We start from the raw sequence: 18,858 nt of genomic DNA on the forward strand, positions 1-18,858 counted from the left end.
GGTGCCATGCACCCCCTTATTCAATTACGCAGCTGCGCGAGTTCTTTCAACGATTCCAGATGCGGCTGAAGGCTTCTCAACCACCATCTGAATATCAAAATCAATCGAAGCAAATGGCTTAGTTACACCCTTGGCTTTGAGTTCAGCAGGATCGCTAATACGAACTACAGGAGGAACAAGACCTTCACGACTAGCAAATGCAAAGTCATCCCAAAGGTACTTATCACCGTCGATATTGATTTGGGTGGTTAACTTACGATGGCCTGGTGCAGTTACAAAGAAATGAACGTGTGCAGGACGATTGCCATGACGTCCCAACAAATTCAATAAAGCCTGAGTTGAACCATCAGGAGGGCAGCCATAACCATTTGGCATGATGCTTTGGAATGAATAACGCCCATTCTCATCAGTAATAATAGTGCGACGCAGATTAAATGAAGACTGCGTTTTATCAAAGAATGAATAACCGCCTAATGTATTAGCATGCCAAACTTCTACCTTGGCATTTGCTAATGGCTTGCCGTCAGCACCATAAACAGTACCCTGCATAAATAGCGGCTCTGCTTTATCTACTTCAGTACCATCATCCATGCGAGCGAAACCTGTTGATTCAGGTGCGCCAGCTACATACAAAGGACCTTCAATAGCACGTGGTGTACCGCCTGTTAGACCTGCTTTTTCATCTGCTTCATCAGCGCGCATGTCTAAAAAGCGCTCTAGACCAATACCAGGAGCTAATAAGCCTAATTCATTTCGAGCACCAGCTTCTGAGAAATACTCCAAACCTTTCCAAAACTCAGTTGGAGTAATGTCTAAGTCTTCAATTGCCTTACAGAGATCCGTAACCAAACGCAAGGTAATTTCTTGAACACGTTTGTTTGCAGGTGCATCAGCTGCATCTACGATCCATTCTTTTGCTAATTTTTCAATTTCGGTATGTTTCATTTTCAATTCCTTTAAATTTGTTTGTATTTGATTTGCTACTTTTATGATTGGTAAATCAGGAAATTTTTCAAAGGGTTAACTGTCATCCTCCCGCACAGAAGATGGATGTCTGCACAATGGCATTACTTCAATTTGCATATATGGAAACAGAGGTAATGTAGAAATTGCTGTATGCAACTCGTCCACACTGTTCACATCAAAGATGCTGATATTTGCGTACTGCCCAGCAATTCGCCATAGGTGGCGCCACTTGCCGGAGTTCTGCAAATCTTGTGCAATCTCTTTTTCCTTCTTTTTCAATACCGCTGCTTCAGCTTCAGGCATTGAAGTCGGCAAATTCACATTCATTCTTACGTGGAATAACATGCTGTCTCCTGTTTAGGCGGTTATCAAATCAACTTGATCCGAATGACCTTGTTGACGTTTTAGGTAATTGATTTTTTCCATATCCAACTGAATGCCCAAGCCAGGGCCTGTTGGCACTTGCAAGCAAAAATCCTTGTAAACCAATGGCTCAGCTAAGATTTCTTCTGTGAGCAGTAGCGGTCCAAATAGTTCTGTACCGAATGAAAGATCTTGGAAAGTAGAAAATACATGCGCAGATGCTGCGGTACCAATAGCCCCTTCAAGCATAGTTCCACCATATAAAGCAACACCACTCAATTCCGCAATTGTTGCAACTTGAAGTGCTGGGAATAATCCACCAGATTGATTAATCTTTACAGCAAAGACATCTGCAGCAAATTTATTGGCAAGATCTAATGCATCGCTTGGACCATGTAATGCTTCATCAGCCATGATGGCTACATCAAATTGATTTGTGAGGCGCGCCATGCTAGCTTTATGATTTGCTTTGACTGGCTGCTCAATTAAGTCAACGCCTCCAGCTTGCAATGCTGCAATTCCCCTTACTGCATTCAATTCGCTCCATGCTTGGTTTACATCTACACGAACGCTGATATCTGGACCAAGTGCCTTTTTAATTGCCAATACATGGTCTACATCAGCTTGTACTGAACGTAAACCGATTTTGAGCTTGAAAATGTTGTGACGGCGAAGCGCAATCATCTTTTCCGCTTCAGCAATATCTTTTTCAGTATTGCCACTTGCTAAAGTCCATGCCACTGGAAGCTGGTCTCGAACTCGGCCACCTAGTAACTCACTTACGGGCACACCTAAGCGCTTGCCCTGCGCATCTAGCAAAGCTGTTTCAATTGCGCATTTTGCAAAACGATTACCTTGAATCGTTGTACGTAATTTATGCATCACCTTGGCAGCCTGTTCAGCCTTCATTCCAATAATGAGTGGCGCAAAATAAGTATCAATATTTGTCTTGATACTCTCAGGGCTCTCTTCGCCATAGTTCAATCCACCAATAGTTGTTGCCTCGCCCCATCCCTCGATTCCATCAGCACAACGGATGCATACCAACACGAGCGCTTGAGAATTCATCGTGGCCACAGATAGCTTGTGGGGGCGAATTGTCGGCACATCAACTATTAGGGTTTCTACTGAGCTAATCATATTTATTTCGTATAGTTTTCGGATAAATGAACTCTAAACAGGAGTTTTTGACTAGTCCAAGACTGATTTGGTATCCTTTTGATACTTAAAAGGTATACATATGGAATTAAGGCACCTACGCTACTTTGTCGCTGTTGCAGAAGAAAAAAATTTCACTCGGGCTTCTGAAAGGCTCTTCATTGCTCAGCCACCATTGAGTAGGCAAATCCAACAATTAGAGGAAGAGCTTGGGGTAACGCTGTTTGTTAGAAACTCTCGTCCACTAAAACTCACGGATGCGGGTAATTTTTTCTACGAACATGCAAGACAAGTATTAGCAAGAACTGGTGAGTTGAAGGCGATGACCCAGAGAGTCGGAAATATTAATCGCATCTTGAATGTTGGCTTTGTTGCATCAACTTTGTACGGAAAACTTCCTAAGATCATCCGCAAATATCGCGCGAAATTTAATTCGATTGAATTACGCATGTATGAGATGACGACAATGGAACAACTCAAAGCACTAAAAGACGGAAAAATTGATATTGGCTTTGGACGTGTTCGACATGAAGATGCCAATATCAGAAGAATCGTATTAAGAGAAGAAAAGTTAATTGCTGCAGTACCTTTTGAACATCCACTCTCTAAATCGACCAAGCCAATTAACCTAAAGGATCTAGCAGAAGAAAACTTAATTGTCTTTCCTAAAAATCCACGACCAAGCTTTGCAGATCAAGTGCTAAATGGCTTTAAAGAAAGAGATGTACACCCGAAAAAAATTATTGAAGTGAGAGAGCTGCAAATTGCAATTGGTTTAGTAGCTGCAGGCGAAGGCGTTTCTATTGTGCCGCTAAGCCTGCAAGGCATGAAGAGAGATGATGTGGTCTATTTAGAGCTCAATGAAAAACATGCTTACTCACCTATCATTATGAGCACCAGATCAATGGATAAGTCAGAAGAGATTAAAGCAATGCTAGACCTTATTTATTGCATCTATGACGAAGAAGGTATCAGCTACAGTCGAGAGGAGTTGTAATTTTTATAAGTTTATGTAGATGATTTAGCAATAAAGAATGCTCTGGGAACTGGCGTACACCACACTACACCATCGCCCATTTGCCCCGTCTGACAAATAGACACAATCTTATCCATTAGTGAAGGGGCAAGTTCTGCGTTACAAACAATTTCTATGCGTACTTTTGCAGAATAGTCTGTCAGCTCATCTTTAATATTGGTCTTGCCTTGCTTTGAGGGTGCACTACAACCCTCAACTTTGCATACAGTCATCCCCGGAAAACCTGGCGTCTCCATTAAAGCCGCTCTTAGAGCGGGTAATTTATTTGGGCGAATCACCGCTTTGACTTCCATCATGCTTCCACCTCTTTCTCTTCAAACCATCTATACAGGACTGGCAAGACTAATAACGTTAGGGCTGTTGATGTAACCAAACCCGCAATTACAACAGCAGCGAGTGGGCGAGTAACCTCTGATCCAGGGCCACCTGAAAACAACATTGGAACCAATGCAAGCATTGCAACTGAGGCTGTCATCATGACTGGTCTAAAGCGATGTCCGCAACCATGCAGTAAGGCGTCCTCCATGCTGTAACCATCTTCACGCAATTGTTTAATAAACGAAATCAGCACCACACCATTAAGTACAGCAATACCCCATAAATTAATGAACCCTACTGCCGCAGGAACAGAAAGATACTCGCCGGTAATAAATAATCCAAACACTCCGCCAATAGAAGCAAATGGCAGAACTAAGATGATGAGGCCCGCCAAACGAATTGACTTGAACAACATAAACAGCAAGAAGAAAATTGCCAAGATAGTTAGAGGAATAATAATCATCAGGCGCGCCATGGCCCTTTGCATGTTTTCAAACTGACCGCCCCATTGCAAGGTATAACCCTGAGGTAATTCAACATTCTTAGCTATTAAATCCTGCGCCTCTTGCACAAAGCCACCCAAGTCACGCCCTTCAACATTCACGCCAACCACCAAACGCCTTCTACCCGATTCGCGTGAGATTTGTGCGGGCCCCTCAATTAGGGTGATTTCTGCCAAATCTCGCAATAACACCTGCGCGCCATCTGGAGAATGCAGAATAATATTTTCAATTGCGTCAATGTTGTTTCTGTAAGAGCTTGGATAACGCAGAACCAATGGGAAGCGTCGCTCTCCCTCATAAATAGTACTTGCCTGCTTACCGCCAATTGCAGTTTCAATAACCTCATTTACATCGGAAACATTGATACCGTAACGAGCAATGGCATCGCGATCTATTTTGATATTAAGATAGTTTTGTCCAGAAGCTTGCTCAATCCGCAAGTCATTACTTCCCTTCATTTTGGTAAGAATTTGTCCAATTTGCGAACCTAGCTTTTGCAAAACAGCTAGATCTTCACCGAAGATTTTGACAGCTACTTGAGAGCGAACTCCAGAAACCATTTCGTCGACACGAGCAACAATCGGCTGAGAAATTGCCAACTCGATTCCAGGCAAGGTTTTTAGTTTTTCGCGAATTTGCTGTGCAATCTCTTCCTGACTTAGATCCCTATCTCCAAGAGGTTTGAGTGTAACGATAGGATCTGATTCATTTGGCTGGCCAGGATCTGCAGGTGATTCGCCTTTACCGAGTCTAGAGACCGCCATCTCCACTCCCGGAATAGTCATGATGCGTTTAATAGCTTCAAACTCTAATTTGATCGATTCATCTAAAGAGATATTTGGTGCTCGCACAATCACGGGCGTAATTGAACCTTCTTGCATCACTGGTATAAAGGCCTTACCCAACAAAACAAATCCAACTAAGCTAATACCCAAAGCAATCAGTGATCTCTTAACAACTAATTTTGGGTTTTCTAGACTCCAATGCAACCAACGTTCGTAAGGTGCGCGTAACTTTTTAACTACCTTGGTATCGTCCTCACTGCCGCCCTTCAAAATGTAAGAACACAAGACAGGGGACAAGGTGAAGGACAAAATCAAGGAGATTGTTAAGGCAATGGCAATCGTAATAGCCATAGGGGCAAACATTTTCCCCTCCATACCCTCAAGTGATAGCAAGGGCATGAAAACCAAAATAATGATGCCAACACCGAACAATACAGGCTTCCCAACTTCTGATGCTGCCTCTAAGATAATACGGTTCTTAGACTCTCCCGCCTTCAAGCGCTCCCCAAGTTTGGCAAAGGTATTTTCCACTACCACTACGGAGCCATCTACCATGATGCCGATTGCGATAGCAAGCCCACCTAAGGACATCAAGTTAGCAGAAATACCATAGCGATTCATGACCAAGAAGGTGAGTAATGGCGTTAGCAACAGGGTTGCGACCACAATCAATGATGAACGCACATCGCCTAAAAATAAGAACAATAAAATGATGACGAGTATGACGCCTTCAATCAGCACCTTTGCCACATTAAACATCGCAGCATTTACGAGATCAGTGCGATCGTAGAATGGCACAATTTGCAGGCCATCAGGCAATAACTTGCCGCCATTTATCTCCGCTACTTTTAGCTTAATGCGATTGACCACATCTCGCGCATTGCCGCCACGAATCATCTGTACGATGCCAGCAACACTCTCGGTATCACCATTTTTGATTGCGGCGCCTTGTCGAATCTCGCTTCCTATAGAGACTTCAGCTACGTTTTTCACATATACCGGAATGCCCTTTACTTCTTTCAAAATAATCTTGCCGATGTCCTCTGGCTTATTGATCAATCCGAGCCCACGAATCAGATATCGCTCAGCGTAACTTGGTAATTGACCTCCCCCTGAATTGGCATTGTTTCGAGCAAGAGCTTGATAGACTTCATGCAGACTAATTTGATAATGTCGCAGACGTTCTGGATTGACCAGCACTTGATACTCTCTTGCATAACCTCCTTGGGTATTAATTTCGGCAACGCCAGGAATGGATCGCAACATGGGTCGCACAATCCAGTCTTGTACTGCGCGACGCTCTGAAAGTTCATCAACAGATAGCTCACGATGACGATCGGATGGGTGATCTAGGGTGTACTGATATATTTCACCTAAGCCAGTAGATGGAGGCGCCAAGACAGGCGTTATGCCCAGCGGCATCTTTGAAGCAACTTCAATTAATCGCTCCGTAACCAATTGCCGAGCAAAATAAATATCAGTCTTTTCTGTAAACACCAAAGTGATTACAGAAATTCCGTTGCGATTAAGAGAACGCATCTCCGTTAAGCCGGGTAATCCGGTCATCCCCAATTCGATTGGAATTGTGACAAAACGTTCTACCTCTTCAGGCGATTTACCAGGAGCTTCTGCCGCTACCTGAACTTGCACATTAGTTACATCCGGAAATGCATCAACGGAAAGTCTTTTGGTAGCCAATAAACCGGCAACTAGTAGCACTATGGCAATAATTACCACCAGCAAACGCTGCTGTAGAGAAAGACGAACGATTCTTTCAATCATGTCACTTATCCACCACTCAGCTGACGTTTACGTTCAGTATTCAAATGGTATGCACCTTCCGTGGCAATTTCTTGACCCTCTTTTAATCCTGAGATAACTGGGCGATACCCTCTTCCTTCCGGACCAAGCTTAACCGGAACCATGCGATACATATCATCATCCAGCCTAATAAATACGTGGTCATGATTGTCTTCGCGAACTACAGCACCCACTGGCACAACCAATTTTTCGATTGGCTGACTTTCAATGAGCATTGTCGCCAACATGCCGGGCTTAATTTGCCCCTCTTTATTGGATAATTCCATGCGAACCACGACAGTGCGAGTTTGTGGATTTACTATGGAATCCACGTGAGCAACAACCCCTTCTATCTGCTGATTACGAAGCGCAGGAATGATTACATATGCTTTTTGACCCTTGCGAATAAGATAAGAGTTGCTTTCGGGTACCTCAGAAATAGCCCATAAAGTACTTAAGTCAGCCACAGTAAATAATGCATCTGCAGGCTGTACAACCTGGCCTTTATTAATTTTTCTCTCTACTATCTCACCCGGAATCGTAGCAATAACATTATTAATGGATTCAATCAAACCAGACTTAGCCAAGCGATTAATGCTGGCTTGATCCATGCCTTGCACTCGCAACTGATCATTGGCAGCACGAAACTCTGCTCTAGCGCTACTAGACTCAGCTTCGCGTTTTTGCAGCTCAGCCAATGCAATCACATCTTCTTTGTAAAGAATTTTTGCCCGATTAGCCGCTTGATCAGCTAATTGACTCGCACTCTTCGCCTTTAAGTAAGCCAATTGAGATTGAGTTAACTCTGTTGATGTAATTTTTGCTAACACATCGCCCTGCTTCACCATCTGTCCAGGTACCGCCAAAATATCTGAAACACGACCAGTGACGTTTGCACCAATCCGCGAAAGAAATAGCTCATTAAAGTCAACTCTTCCAGACGCACGCAATTCCTCAACAAATGGGGATATTTGCGCCTTTCCATCTGCAATCATTTTGTGCAAATCCTCGTTAACTACTACCACGTTCGGATCTTGAACGGACTTAATGACGGGATTTCGATCGAATACATTGAAATAATTCAAGGTAATAAAAAGGATCACCGCCCATGGTAAGTAAAGCAATCCCTTTTTTAACCAATGCGGGCTGGCATCGTAACGTCTAGTTACAGATGGAGCCCGACTAGCAAGCCAATCATGAGCGCCTTGATAAAACTTATTTTGAGTTTGAATAATTTGCTCTAAATATTCCTTTGAGTGATATCTCACCTTATTTAACAAAGAAACCACTCTTGGTCTCAGCTCCGCTATGAAATCTATAAATTCTTGTTTCATTGCATTCCACTTTCTATCTTTGCAAGCCATTCGGGACTCGCTCTTAATCTTTGAATCTCGGTAACTACAGAAGCTAAATCAAAACGTGCCTTAATTAAATCGTTTCTTGCTGCCCGAAAGGTTCTTTGCGCATCCAAATATTCCAACATTCCGCGCTCCCCATAGCGATATGACACCTCCGCTATGCGCTGCGCAGTTGCGGCGAGCTGAACCACCTCTTGGTCCAGGACCTTTACTTGATAGGTGGCTATTTGATATAGCTTGTAAGCAGTCTCAAGCTGTTGCTCTAGACTTTGACTTTGTGCATTCAGTTGATTTTTTGCCTTTGATGCATTGGCTTCTGCTTCAGCAATTTGACCGCCCCTAAAATCCCATATTGGAATGCTAATTTGCAAACCATACAGTCGATCCGTAAAGTTTGGATCGTTATATTGAGATGCCTTAAAAGCCAAACGCGGTAATCGAGCATTTTTCTCAAAGCTCAATTTTGATTCGCTAGCCTCTACATCAGCCTTAGCCTTTTGTAACTCAGGGCTTTGTGATTGAAGCTCAGTCAATAAAATATTTAGTGGTGGCAATGTCTCGGTCTTTGGCTGCTCAGGCACTACTGAAAAATGTGGCGGCAAGGTATGGCCAACAGTTTGGCGTAATTGACTGCGGGCCTGTTCAACCCTTAATTTTCCAGACTCTGCGGCAATCTGGGCATTTAAAAACTCAGTCTGAGATCTAATTAGATCGAAGCGTGCCGTTTCTCCAACGTCATACCTCACCTGCATTCGATCACGTATTTGCTTGGTTAAGTTCAAATCCTCTTCAAAAGCCTTTGCTTCAGCCTCACGGCGCATTAATTCATAAAAACGTTGTTGAACTTTTGAAATCGTCTCCACTTCAAAAGCAATACGAGTTGCCTCGGCCGAACGAAAGTTGGCTTCCGCTGCGTTTACTCTTGGAAAACGGGTGTAAGGCATATCCAGAGGTTGAGTCACCGCCCACGAAGAGACATTGCCAACAGTAAGAGGTCCTGTTACTGAACGCTGTTGACCTGTGCCAATTTCAAATTCGGGATTGGGAATTGCACGTGCCGCAGAAAGCTGGCCTTTGATGGCTTTTGATTGATCTCGTGCAGCCAACACCTGAGGGCTTGACTCAAGGGCAATAGTGATTAAATCATTGATCGTATAAGACTTTTGAGTTTGCGCAAATACATTGGTAGTGAGAACACTACCAATCGCAATAACCGCCAACAAGCGATGCAACTTCATGTGCATTGAATTTAAATGTATCAGTTTTGAATTATCCCAATTTTTTGCACGAAATAAAAACTTACCGCCCCAATTAAGGGCGAATAAGCAGAAACAATTACCTGAATACGGGAATAGGTGTGAGTTATTCAATTTAGCCATTTATTAAAAAATTAAATGGTCTTGCCCTAACGCATTACCTATATACCGGACTTAATAGTCGTAATGACGATATATAAGACCCATTTCTGGGCAGGCTACTCCCCGTTTATTAATCTATTAGATCATAGTTATGTGTCGTTTCAATAATTCGTATCAAGCATGCACTTGCTTTGATAATCTTCCGTACTTTTGGGCCTTATGAAATATCTTTTGCACGTGTTTGTAAACTCTTTTTAGGCCCATATCTAGAGCCGTTCTTTTATCTCTTGCCGTCACACTCACTTCAATCTGTTGATGGTCAAATGTTTGGAACTCAATCAAGCAATTTTGGTTGCATCCCGTTTTAGATTGATGAACCAGTGAATAACTTACCTTAATCTTTCGCACCAACCAAAATAAACGCTTAAGCGAGCATTTCACCTTATTTTCAGTAAATGTCTTTAATTCTGGTTCATCCAGCTCTTTAGGGTTCAAGATCACATCCATACTTAATCTCCTTTTTGAAACATCTTGAAACCAATATAGAAGCAATATCATTCTTAATAAAGCAGATAATATTTGAATTTAATTCTGATATTTACTGATATTTATTTTAAAAAATACCCTCCAAGGAGGGCATAAAGAGGCCGCAGGATAAAAAGTTAATCAAGCACTGCTGCTACAAGAGCGGTTGCCGCGCCAGCACCAATCGCAGGGATACCCCAACGCTCTAGAGTTGATACCGACTGCCCAGTAACAACCTCAACTGGTATATCGCTGATTTCCAGTAATTTTGCAGTAGTTGAATTTTCAAATAAACGACTTAGGATATTTTTCTTTGAAGTTCCAATCACAATGCGCTCACACATCAAACGTTGCGCCTCATCTCGCAATGCCTCCCCTTTATCACCAACGACGTATGTAAAGGAGTAACTAACACCCTTCTTCTCTAAAAATTTTGAAGCCGATACCGCCGCCTTTTTTGCACGCTCAGCTTGCCACTCACCAATCGTCTGCTTGTTGAAAAATTTTCCAATATGCCTATAAATGGTAGGTTGCACATTGCACAAATGAAAATGCACCTGCTCTTTACCATATACATTGACAGCATGTTTTAAGGCCATCATAGAATTTTTTGAACCATCAACTGGAATTAGAACTTTAGTCATCGCCTCATCTCCTTCATTAAAAGACTGCACGCTAGATTTAAATTCGTATGGAGTAGTCTCAACCGTAGCCAGCGAATTGCTCTCTTCGGTCACAAACCTACCCTTCATATAGCCACTGATTAACACCCCAAAAATAACAACCGCTTGAACGCCGTATTCAATAATCGGGTTTTGAAATAGTTGCAGTTTCTGCACTACTGGTTCGCCAATCATCATCTTTGCTGCGGTCCACGCTAGCACTCCCGCCCCTAAATAAGTGATAGATGGAAAACGCTCTACCAACTTGAGAATTTGGGTTGAACCCCAAATAACGACAGGAATACTAATTAACAAACCCAACACTACCAACACATAACTTCCATGCGAGGCTCCTGCTACAGCCAAAACATTATCTAAACCCATCACAGCATCAGCAATCACAATCGTCTTCATTGCTCCCCAAAAACTTGTGGAGGCATGATCGTGACTTCCATCGCCCTCATTTTCTGGGGTTAAAAGCTTGTAAGCAATCCACAGCAGCAATAAGCCTCCGACCAACATCAAGCCTGGAATCTTTAGTAGATACACAACGGCTAAGGTCATCGCACTCCTTACCGCTATCGCTCCGACCGCACCCCAAACAATCGCCTTCTTTTGGAGATGAGTTGGCAAGTTTCTTGCTGCCATCGCAATCACAATGGCATTATCTCCAGCCAAAACCAAATCGATGACGACGATTGCAAGCAATGCTGAAAAAAACTCAGGACTAAATAGTTCCAATTGATTAACCTCTATTCATGTTTATTCATCGGGAAAGTCATAAAACCATGACTTGTTATGGGGTTAATTTAAGTGTATTTGTGCTTAGCTAAAAGCAGAGATATATTGATATTAATTCTGAAAAAAACTGAATATGACTCATTCCTACAACTACCGTCATCTTTATTATTTCTGGGTGGTCGCCAAAGAAGGCAGTATGTCTAAAGCAGCTGACAGACTGAATATGGCAATCCAAACCATCAGCTCACAAGTGCATGAATTAGAAAAATCACTGGGCTATATGCTTTTTAAACCGGCTGGAAGAGGTATTACTCTCACCGAATCAGGGTTTGCGGCACTAGAAATAGCAGATCAGATTTTCTCCATTGGTGAGAAGCTACCAGAAGCCGTTCGAGATGCAGCAAAATCTCCAAAAATGAAACTTACCATTGGTGTTTCTGATGGGCTGCCAAAGCTAGTTACTAGACAATTACTAGAACCCATTCTGAAACACAAGGATGTGCAACTCATTGCTCACGAAGGTGAGTTTGATGATTTATTAGCAGACCTTGCCTTGCATCGTCTTGACATCATCTTGGCTGACCGTCCGGCGCCTAGCAATAAGAATCTCCATGTTTATAGCGAAGAATTAACCAAAACAATGGTTGCTTGGTACGCGCCAAAACAGTTAATTAAAAAAGCAAAGGGGAAATTTCCCCAATGTCTTAATGAGCTTCCCATCTTAATGCCCACATCACACTCCACTGTTCGCCAATTAATTGACCAGTGGCTAGTAAAGCATGACATCACCCCCAATATTGTTGGGGAGTTTGAAGATAGCGCCCTGCTAAAAACCTTTGCTGCCAGCGGACTTGGAATATTTCCTGCTGGCAAGCTCATTGAAAACGACTTGAAGGTTACCTATGGTATTGAGTTAATGGGAGTCTGCGATGGAATTTATGAATATTTCTACGCCATTCGCCATGACAAAAAGATTCAGCACCCCCTAGTTCAAGCAATTATTGAGCAGCAATAGGTTTTTAAGCCTAAGATGTGTGGGGATAAGAAAAATTTTCCAGTAAGACATAGAATGGGTTCATGACTAATTTCCTTGATCCTGCGATTCTATTTTTTATCTTTGGAGTATTTGCAGGATCTGTGAAGTCTAACCTTGAAATCCCACCTCAGATTTCTCGCTTTCTTTCACTCTATTTATTAATGGCCCTCGGACTCAAGGGCGGCTTCGCGCTTCACAAGTCTGGATTTACTACCGAAATTGCCCTCTCTTTAGGATTGGCAGTTTTTTTAGCCATCCTCATACCAGCAATAGCGTATTCAATATTAAGAAGAAAACTCAGCGCATTCGATGCTGCTGCGATTGCAGCAACATACGGATCAGTAAGCGCAGTGACTTTTATTACGGCCACTCAATATTTAGATCAATTTGATATTGCTTATGGTGGACACATGGCAGCTGCAATGGCCCTCATGGAATCACCAGCTATCATCATTGCCATCGTTCTAGCCAACAAAGCGAGGACCTTCATGAATGCTGACACCTCAACCCCACATCCATCAGCTGGCATTTCTAAAATACTACATGAATCTTTTACAGATGGAGCTCAACTTCTCCTACTGGGATCCATGGTAGTTGCCTTAATCAGTGGAGACTCTGGACATAAGTTAATGGCCCCATTCTCAATTGATTTATTCAAGGGCATGTTGTCTTTTTTCCTCTTAGATATGGGGTTAATGGCCGCTAGAAACTTCAAAGGCCTCAGGGGAAAGCCCCCTATTACTCTTCTGTATGCAATAGGTTCACCGCTGTCACATGCCCTACTGGCCCTTGCTCTTTGCAAGCTTATTGGACTTCCACTTGGTAACACCATTTTGTTAATGGTCCTCGCATCTAGCGCTTCTTATATTGCTGTGCCAGCAGTACTGCGCCATGCTCTACCTGAAGTGAATCCCGCCTTATACATGGGAATGTCCTTGGGAATTACATTTCCATTCAACATTATTTTCGGGATTCCGCTATACACCATTATTGCTTCCTATTTTTTTAGTGCCGCTTAACTATTAAAAGTATGGGTATTTTTACTGGACGATCAGTTAGCCTCCTAACAAAGCATGGTAAAGAGCGGATTATTTCTCCAATTCTCAGCTCAGAAACAGGTTGTCTTGTAAGTCACACTGATGCGTATGACACAGATCTGCTGGGTACGTTTACGCAAGAAACACCTAGGTACGGCACTCAAATAGATGCTGCTCGCAAGAAAGCCATGATTGGCATGGATCTTCAAAAGCTTGACTTAGGCTTAGCCAATGAGGGTTCTTTCATCAATGACCCTTATACGGGAGTAATACCTTGGAATAACGAATTGGTTTTATTAGCAGATCAAAAGAATCAACTAGAAATTACAGGCTTTTCTAGTGCTCCGGCACAAAGCTCTAACGCATACATTCATCAATGGGAAGAGTTGATGAAGTTCGCAGAATCTGCGCTCTTCCCATCGCATTATTTAGTTATAAAGCCAACAGATGAATATCATCCCCAATCCATCAAGGGGATTAAAGATATTTCTGAGCTAAAAGATGCTTTTGATTGGGCTAAAAACTTATCCTTAAAAGGCTTGGTCTATGTGGAGAATGATTTACGCGCATTTGCCAACCCCACACGAATGGAAAACATCCAAAAAGCCACATTAGATCTTGCAAAGAAAATGAATTCCTTGTGCCCTCAATGCAAAACACCAGGATTTTGGATTAGAGATATCAAACGTGGTCTGCCATGCAACCGATGTGGTCTTGCAACAGATGAAGAAATTGCCAAAATTTGGGGATGTCTAAAATGTGATCACGAAGTCACTGAGGGCATGAAAGTTTTCAAATTTGCTGACCCCTCTAAGTGCAATCACTGTAACCCCTGACCCTTCTTATTCTTTGAGATGTTTGTCAGGAATTCTAGTCGAGGAATAAGCGCTTAATCAATGTGAGATGGATGTAGAAAAAAGATTGATAACAATCACGCCAGTGATGATCAGCCCAATTCCAATGAGAGCACCTGCGTCTAGTTTTTGACCAAGCCATAACCAACCAATGATGCCAACAAGGGATATTCCTGCGCCTGACCATATGGCGTAGGCAATAGCCAAAGGAATCTGATTCAAGATTCTAGAGAGGGCAAAGAAAGATAATCCATAACCTAGCAACGAAACCGCTGTTGGGACCATCTTGGTAAAACCTTCGGTGTACTTCAAAGCAGTTGTCGCTATCACCTCGGTAATAATCGCAAATCCTAAAATAAGCCAGGCCATATTTACTCCTCTAAAAAATTTTTATCTATGAATGGGTGCCATCTCACCCCTCCAAACGGGATACTTCTGCATGACAGCATCAAATAGCTCTGAATCCAAATGCTGTCTTAGCCATTTTTTTATAGCAGGTAGTTTTAATTCCTCAAAGCGCATTGGATTAACCATCGAAAACTGTCTAATGAATGGAAAAATAGCTATGTCTACCCAAGATATTTTGTTTCCCAGCAGATATTTGTTAGCCTTCAATGCATGCTCCATTGGTTCCAGCATCAAGGTGCAAACTTTCTGCAGGATCTCTTCCTGATTGAGCTGAGGATTTCGTTCTGGGTATTTATATTGATCCAAAAGAACCTTAAACGGTCCGTCGTTTTTCTCAATCCAATCTTGAGCAATTGACTTATCAACATTTCTCCACCCCTGAGGGTCACATTGATCTAAAGCCCAGTGCATGATGTCTAAACTTTCATCCAAAACCAGATCCTCCACACAAAGAACTGGAACGGTTCCTTTAGGGGAGACTAAGAGCATTGATTTGGGCTTGTTTCTTAATTCAATTTCTCTGTGCTCTACTTGAGTACCCGAGTAATGTAATGCCATGCGGGCGCGCATGGCATAAGGACATCGTCGATAAGAATACAAAATAGGCAGCATGATTGAATGCTCAAAGGCACTTAAATTTTTAGCCTTAGCTAACAGACTAGTCTTTTGTCACTTTAATTCCATACTATACGAAAACCACTAAATTTCGTATAGAGTTAGAAATTCAAACACATTAGATACCAATGAAGAGTTTTTTCTTTTTCCTGCTAGTTCTCTGCTTGAACCAATACACGTATGCAGCTCCCTCTAAGGCGGCGCCACGCGTCTTACGAATCGACGGAATTATTACAACAAACACCCTTCATCAAGTTGAGCAAGAGTTATCTGGCTGGGTAAATTCAGATCCCATTCCTGGCGGTTTAATAGTGCTCATGAATAGCCCTGGAGGAGATGGTCAAGCAGCATTAAAAATTGGAAGAATATTACGTCGTCAAAAAGCACAAATTTTTGTCACCGGTCAATGTGAAAGCGCCTGTGTATTCATTCTGGCGAGCGGTGTAGTTCGCGCTGCTAATAGCGGAACCGTTGGCGTTCATGCTGGAAGACTTACCTTAACCAATCGTAATGGAGTAATCCTCAAGGAAATTGACTCCTCACAAAGTTTATCTAACTCATTTAGGCTCACTAGCTTTAATAGTGAAGCACATCAATACCTTTCAGAAATGGGTATAAAGAATGGTTTGATTGATGTAATGCTCTCTCACCAAACCAAGCAGACCTATAAACTGACAGACTATGAAATGCAGCAATTCGGGGTCATTGGTTTCGATAATGAATATCTTCGTCAACGTGGTAATTTATTCGAAAGCTTGCCATCGCCACAGAGGGTAAATCGCATAGAGCTTTACAACCGCACCCAGTCCATACCCAAACTATGCAGTAGCCAATCCTCAAATAACAACGCCTTTATTGATTGCTATCAATCGGTCTTATTCGGACAAAAACCGCTATAAAACAAGGTCTAGAGGCCCATCAAGGCGGTAAGACCCATTTTTAAATTTTTCCTCAAAATTTGAGTAGAATTATTTCTCTATTTATTCAGAAGGACAATCTAATGTTAGCAACAAAAAAGCAGGGACTTCCATCCCGGTTACTAGCAGGATTACTGATGACCGCCTTAAGTTTGCCAGCGGTTGTGCCAGTAACTTATGCACAAAATAGCGGTCAAACTCAGGGAGCCAAACAATCCCAGGCTCAATTGGAAGCCTTGGTAGCACCCATTGCCTTATACCCAGACCCGTTGGTTTCACAAATCTTGATGGCGTCCACTTACCCGCTCGAAGTTTCTGAAGCAACTAACTGGTTACGCTCTAATGGTGGCCTTAAAGGTAATGCATTAAACAATGCCCTACAACAACAAAACTGGGATCCTAGCGTTAAGTCTTTGGTATCTTTTCCACCTGTTCTAGAAATGATGGGTTCACAATTAAACTGGACTCAAAATTTAGGAAATGCTGTATTGGCCCAACAGTCCGATACGATGAGCGCAATTCAAGCATTGCGCGCTAAAGCTAAAGCTTCTGGCGCATTGCAATCAACTCCACAACAAACTGTAACAACTCAAGGTAGTGGCTCATCTGAAACCATCATGATTCAGCCCGCTAATCCACAAGTAGTTTATGTGCCTACCTACAATCCAAACGTAGTCTATGGCGCATGGCCATATCCTGCTTACCCACCCGTTTCCTACTATCCACCCGGATATGGAGTAGGTACAGCCCTTCTATCCTTTGGCGTTGGCATGGCAGTTGGTGCCGCACTTTGGGGTGGAATCCATTGGGGTGGTGGAGGTTGGGGAGGGGGATGGGGAGGTGGTAACTCACTCACCATCAACAACAATAACTTCAACAACTTTAATCGCAATACCAATAACAATTGGAACGGCAATCTTCGTGGCAATACCAGTAATTGGCAGGCAGATGCGCAACGCCGTAATGCCAATTTAGGTGGTGGCGGCAACAACTTAAGTCGTGATGCTGAACGAGACCAATTGCGCCAAAATTTACAACGTAATGGCATCAGTGGCGATGAGCGTGGCAGTTTTGGTAGTCGCGATGGCAATCGTAGTGGTGGCGATAGAAGCTTTGGGCAAAACGATCGCTCTGGTGGCGATCGATATAGCGGTGATCGCAATTATGGTAGCCGCGATACTGGAAGACAAAATAACTTTAGAAGTGACTCAAGTGGTTTTGGAGATGCCCGTGGTGCCAGATTTAGTGGCGGCGGCGACCGATTCGGTGGCGGCGGCGCCCGCTCTGGCGGTGAACACTTCGGCGGCGGCGGATTCCGCGGCAGACGTTAAACCAAGCTAATTTGAAATTAACCAATAAAACCAATACACGAAAGATCAATCATGAAAAAGCAGATTTTATTAATGACATTAACCACTTTGGCTCTAGGATTTTCAACTGGATCTAAAGCAGCAAACATGATCAGCACACAAGAACTATTGCAAGATTGCAAAGGAACTAACGGTACTTTTATTACCTGCGAGATTTATGGCCAAGCTGTTTATGACACTTACTTGGTGACCCGTCACCCTAAATCAGCTCCGGAGTTTATTTGCGTAAATCAACCAGCTCCAACACGCAAAGAAATTATTCAGGAATACGTTAACTGGGCGGATGCAAACTCCAAGTATGCTAATGAGCCAGCAGCAGACACTATTTTGCGATTCCTAGCCGGTCGATTCCCGTGCGGAAAAGCTGCTAAGTAATTGCAACAATAAAGACATATAAGGCCACTTCTTAGTGGCCTTATTTTTTAACTCTCTCAACCTTAACTTTTAATAACGCACTCGCTGCCAACCACTTGGGCAAGCTTGAGTTTGAGGGTAATAAAGCCCATTTTCAGGGCAAAACACTGCAGTTTGTGGTGGAGGAGCGTAAGCATATTGAGGGGCATAGTAATAAGGCGCAGGCCTGCTATATGCATTAGCAACCACTACGCCTGCTACAGCTCCAGCCGCAAAAGGAACCCAGCCAGCACCACGCCACCCGCCACGCCAACCCTCATGGACCTCGTACCCGCGATACCCGCCATAGCCGCCACGCCAACCCTCATGGGCGCTTGCTGATGCAGCGACCCCCGTAAGCATGACACCGGTAAGCAGGCAAATTAGTAACTTTTTCATACAGACCTCCTAGTCTTAAAGGAACTCAGTCCTTTCCTACATAACGGGTCAGCTTTTAGGCGAGTTGACAGGGTTTGATGAAAATATTTTGTCCTCGCCAACTATGAAGGTTTTTTATTTCTACAGACGTCCGAACAATATTTCACAGATTCCCAGTTTTTAGCCCAAGACTTTCTCCAGGTCATTTCTTTTTTACAGGTAACGCAAATCTTAGTGGGTAAAAAACTTTTATTACCTTTAAATGAATTTTTCATTT

The 18,858-nt window shown here is 42.9% G+C and carries 20 protein-coding genes and 1 pseudogene; 7 read left to right on the forward strand and 14 right to left on the reverse strand.

The window, feature by feature from the left end; genetic code table 11:
- Window positions 1-24: 24 nt before the first annotated feature.
- The 3 genes from catA to FD973_RS08110 form a co-directional block, all read right to left on the reverse strand.
- Window positions 25-945, reverse strand: coding sequence for a catechol 1,2-dioxygenase (catA, locus tag FD973_RS08100; protein ID WP_215322839.1), 921 nt, complete (start codon window positions 943-945; stop codon window positions 25-27).
- Window positions 946-1,020: 75 nt separating this feature from the next.
- Window positions 1,021-1,311: a muconolactone Delta-isomerase gene (gene catC / locus FD973_RS08105; RefSeq protein WP_215322840.1), complete on the reverse strand. Its 291-nt coding sequence runs from the start codon at window positions 1,309-1,311 to the stop codon at window positions 1,021-1,023.
- A 12-nt stretch (window positions 1,312-1,323) separates the two neighbouring features.
- Entirely contained in the window at window positions 1,324-2,469 is a 1,146-nt protein-coding gene (locus tag FD973_RS08110; protein WP_215322841.1) for a muconate/chloromuconate family cycloisomerase, read from the reverse strand.
- A gap of 100 nt (window positions 2,470-2,569) precedes the next feature.
- On the opposite strand from FD973_RS08110, the gene FD973_RS08115 reads away from it, so the two are divergent.
- Entirely contained in the window at window positions 2,570-3,484 is a 915-nt protein-coding gene (locus FD973_RS08115; protein WP_215322842.1) for a LysR family transcriptional regulator, read from the forward strand.
- 11 nt (window positions 3,485-3,495) lie between these two features.
- On the opposite strand, the gene FD973_RS08120 is transcribed toward FD973_RS08115, so the two are convergent.
- The 7 genes and pseudogenes from FD973_RS08120 to FD973_RS11075 all read right to left on the reverse strand — a co-directional run.
- Window positions 3,496-3,819, reverse strand: a complete 324-nt coding sequence (locus tag FD973_RS08120) for a P-II family nitrogen regulator (RefSeq protein ID WP_215322843.1) — start codon at window positions 3,817-3,819, stop codon at window positions 3,496-3,498.
- Entirely contained in the window at window positions 3,816-6,911 is a 3,096-nt protein-coding gene (locus tag FD973_RS08125) for an efflux RND transporter permease subunit (RefSeq protein WP_215322844.1), read from the reverse strand. Before FD973_RS08125 ends, FD973_RS08120 begins: the two co-directional genes overlap by 4 nt.
- 5 nt (window positions 6,912-6,916) lie before the next feature.
- Window positions 6,917-8,263, reverse strand: a complete 1,347-nt coding sequence (locus tag FD973_RS08130) for an efflux RND transporter periplasmic adaptor subunit (protein WP_215322845.1) — start codon at window positions 8,261-8,263, stop codon at window positions 6,917-6,919.
- A complete protein-coding gene (locus FD973_RS08135) occupies window positions 8,260-9,525 on the reverse strand; it encodes a TolC family protein (protein ID WP_215322846.1) in 1,266 nt (421 codons plus the stop codon). The genes FD973_RS08130 and FD973_RS08135 overlap by 4 nt, the downstream gene beginning before the upstream one ends.
- Before the next feature lie 294 nt (window positions 9,526-9,819).
- A complete protein-coding gene (locus tag FD973_RS08140) occupies window positions 9,820-10,152 on the reverse strand; it encodes a hypothetical protein (RefSeq protein ID WP_215322847.1) in 333 nt (110 codons plus the stop codon).
- Between the two features lie 155 nt (window positions 10,153-10,307).
- Window positions 10,308-10,922 (reverse strand): universal stress protein, encoded by a 615-nt coding sequence (locus tag FD973_RS11070; protein WP_371816883.1) that lies wholly within the window; start codon window positions 10,920-10,922, stop codon window positions 10,308-10,310.
- Window positions 10,920-11,573: pseudogene (locus FD973_RS11075) on the reverse strand (TerC family protein); the annotation flags it as partial. The gene FD973_RS11070 and the pseudogene FD973_RS11075, both read right to left, overlap by 3 nt.
- A 133-nt stretch (window positions 11,574-11,706) precedes the next feature.
- Between FD973_RS11075 and FD973_RS08150 the strand changes: the two are divergent.
- The 3 genes from FD973_RS08150 (at window position 11,707) to FD973_RS08160 (ending at window position 14,482) form a co-directional block, all read left to right on the forward strand.
- A complete protein-coding gene (locus FD973_RS08150) occupies window positions 11,707-12,588 on the forward strand; it encodes a LysR family transcriptional regulator (protein ID WP_215322849.1) in 882 nt (293 codons plus the stop codon).
- Between the two features lie 62 nt (window positions 12,589-12,650).
- On the forward strand, window positions 12,651-13,628 hold the full coding sequence (locus FD973_RS08155) for a sodium-dependent bicarbonate transport family permease (protein ID WP_215322850.1): 978 nt from the start codon (window positions 12,651-12,653) through the stop codon (window positions 13,626-13,628).
- A gap of 11 nt (window positions 13,629-13,639) precedes the next feature.
- A complete protein-coding gene (locus FD973_RS08160) occupies window positions 13,640-14,482 on the forward strand; it encodes a DUF6671 family protein (protein WP_215322851.1) in 843 nt (280 codons plus the stop codon).
- A 57-nt stretch (window positions 14,483-14,539) separates the two neighbouring features.
- Here FD973_RS08160 and FD973_RS08165 read toward each other — a convergent pair whose 3' ends face one another.
- Together FD973_RS08165 and FD973_RS08170 are read right to left on the reverse strand one after the other, a co-directional pair.
- Entirely contained in the window at window positions 14,540-14,869 is a 330-nt protein-coding gene (locus FD973_RS08165) for a multidrug efflux SMR transporter (protein ID WP_215322852.1), read from the reverse strand.
- A gap of 21 nt (window positions 14,870-14,890) precedes the next feature.
- On the reverse strand, window positions 14,891-15,520 hold the full coding sequence (locus FD973_RS08170) for a glutathione S-transferase (RefSeq protein WP_215322853.1): 630 nt from the start codon (window positions 15,518-15,520) through the stop codon (window positions 14,891-14,893).
- A gap of 167 nt (window positions 15,521-15,687) precedes the next feature.
- On the opposite strand from FD973_RS08170, the gene FD973_RS08175 reads away from it, so the two are divergent.
- From FD973_RS08175 to FD973_RS08185, 3 genes are all read left to right on the forward strand, one after another.
- Complete coding sequence (locus FD973_RS08175) at window positions 15,688-16,422, forward strand: hypothetical protein (RefSeq protein ID WP_215322854.1); 735 nt, start codon at window positions 15,688-15,690, stop codon at window positions 16,420-16,422.
- A gap of 155 nt (window positions 16,423-16,577) precedes the next feature.
- On the forward strand, window positions 16,578-17,771 hold the full coding sequence (locus tag FD973_RS08180) for a DUF3300 domain-containing protein (protein WP_215322855.1): 1,194 nt from the start codon (window positions 16,578-16,580) through the stop codon (window positions 17,769-17,771).
- Window positions 17,772-17,822: 51 nt separating this feature from the next.
- Window positions 17,823-18,185, forward strand: coding sequence for a Rap1a/Tai family immunity protein (locus FD973_RS08185; RefSeq protein ID WP_215322856.1), 363 nt, complete (start codon window positions 17,823-17,825; stop codon window positions 18,183-18,185).
- 69 nt (window positions 18,186-18,254) lie between these two features.
- Here FD973_RS08185 and FD973_RS08190 read toward each other — a convergent pair whose 3' ends face one another.
- Together FD973_RS08190 and FD973_RS08195 are read right to left on the reverse strand one after the other, a co-directional pair.
- Window positions 18,255-18,602, reverse strand: a complete 348-nt coding sequence (locus FD973_RS08190; RefSeq protein WP_215322857.1) for a hypothetical protein — start codon at window positions 18,600-18,602, stop codon at window positions 18,255-18,257.
- 101 nt (window positions 18,603-18,703) lie between these two features.
- Window positions 18,704-18,856 carry a DUF2256 domain-containing protein gene (locus FD973_RS08195; RefSeq protein WP_215322858.1) on the reverse strand — a complete coding sequence of 51 codons (153 nt, stop codon included), beginning with the start codon at window positions 18,854-18,856 and terminating at the stop codon, window positions 18,704-18,706.
- Window positions 18,857-18,858: the final 2 nt, after the last annotated feature.

This window comes from Polynucleobacter sp. MWH-Braz-FAM2G (assembly GCF_018687635.1).
In the GTDB taxonomy this organism is placed as follows: Bacteria; Pseudomonadota; Gammaproteobacteria; order Burkholderiales; family Burkholderiaceae; genus Polynucleobacter.

Bases quoted from the DNA above. Each gene is read 5' to 3' on its own strand.
- FD973_RS08180 (WP_215322855.1), top strand. From the start codon at position 16,578: ATGACCGCCTTAAGTTTGCCAGCGGTTGTGCCAGTAACTTATGCACAA.
- catA (WP_215322839.1), bottom strand. From the start codon at position 945: ATGAAACATACCGAAATTGAAAAATTAGCAAAAGAATGGATCGTAGAT.
- FD973_RS08125 (WP_215322844.1), bottom strand. From the start codon at position 6,911: ATGATTGAAAGAATCGTTCGTCTTTCTCTACAGCAGCGTTTGCTGGTG.
- FD973_RS08155 (WP_215322850.1), top strand. From the start codon at position 12,651: ATGACTAATTTCCTTGATCCTGCGATTCTATTTTTTATCTTTGGAGTA.
- FD973_RS08190 (WP_215322857.1), bottom strand. From the start codon at position 18,602: ATGAAAAAGTTACTAATTTGCCTGCTTACCGGTGTCATGCTTACGGGG.
- FD973_RS08150 (WP_215322849.1), top strand. From the start codon at position 11,707: ATGACTCATTCCTACAACTACCGTCATCTTTATTATTTCTGGGTGGTC.
- FD973_RS08170 (WP_215322853.1), bottom strand. From the start codon at position 15,520: ATGCTGCCTATTTTGTATTCTTATCGACGATGTCCTTATGCCATGCGC.
- FD973_RS08140 (WP_215322847.1), bottom strand. From the start codon at position 10,152: ATGGATGTGATCTTGAACCCTAAAGAGCTGGATGAACCAGAATTAAAG.
- FD973_RS08120 (WP_215322843.1), bottom strand. From the start codon at position 3,819: ATGATGGAAGTCAAAGCGGTGATTCGCCCAAATAAATTACCCGCTCTA.
- catC (WP_215322840.1), bottom strand. From the start codon at position 1,311: ATGTTATTCCACGTAAGAATGAATGTGAATTTGCCGACTTCAATGCCT.
- FD973_RS08160 (WP_215322851.1), top strand. From the start codon at position 13,640: ATGGGTATTTTTACTGGACGATCAGTTAGCCTCCTAACAAAGCATGGT.
- FD973_RS11070 (WP_371816883.1), bottom strand. From the start codon at position 10,922: ATGAAGGGTAGGTTTGTGACCGAAGAGAGCAATTCGCTGGCTACGGTT.
- FD973_RS08165 (WP_215322852.1), bottom strand. From the start codon at position 14,869: ATGGCCTGGCTTATTTTAGGATTTGCGATTATTACCGAGGTGATAGCG.
- FD973_RS08110 (WP_215322841.1), bottom strand. From the start codon at position 2,469: ATGATTAGCTCAGTAGAAACCCTAATAGTTGATGTGCCGACAATTCGC.
- FD973_RS08135 (WP_215322846.1), bottom strand. From the start codon at position 9,525: ATGAAGTTGCATCGCTTGTTGGCGGTTATTGCGATTGGTAGTGTTCTC.
- FD973_RS08115 (WP_215322842.1), top strand. From the start codon at position 2,570: ATGGAATTAAGGCACCTACGCTACTTTGTCGCTGTTGCAGAAGAAAAA.
- FD973_RS08130 (WP_215322845.1), bottom strand. From the start codon at position 8,263: ATGAAACAAGAATTTATAGATTTCATAGCGGAGCTGAGACCAAGAGTG.
- FD973_RS08195 (WP_215322858.1), bottom strand. From the start codon at position 18,856: ATGAAAAATTCATTTAAAGGTAATAAAAGTTTTTTACCCACTAAGATT.
- FD973_RS08185 (WP_215322856.1), top strand. From the start codon at position 17,823: ATGAAAAAGCAGATTTTATTAATGACATTAACCACTTTGGCTCTAGGA.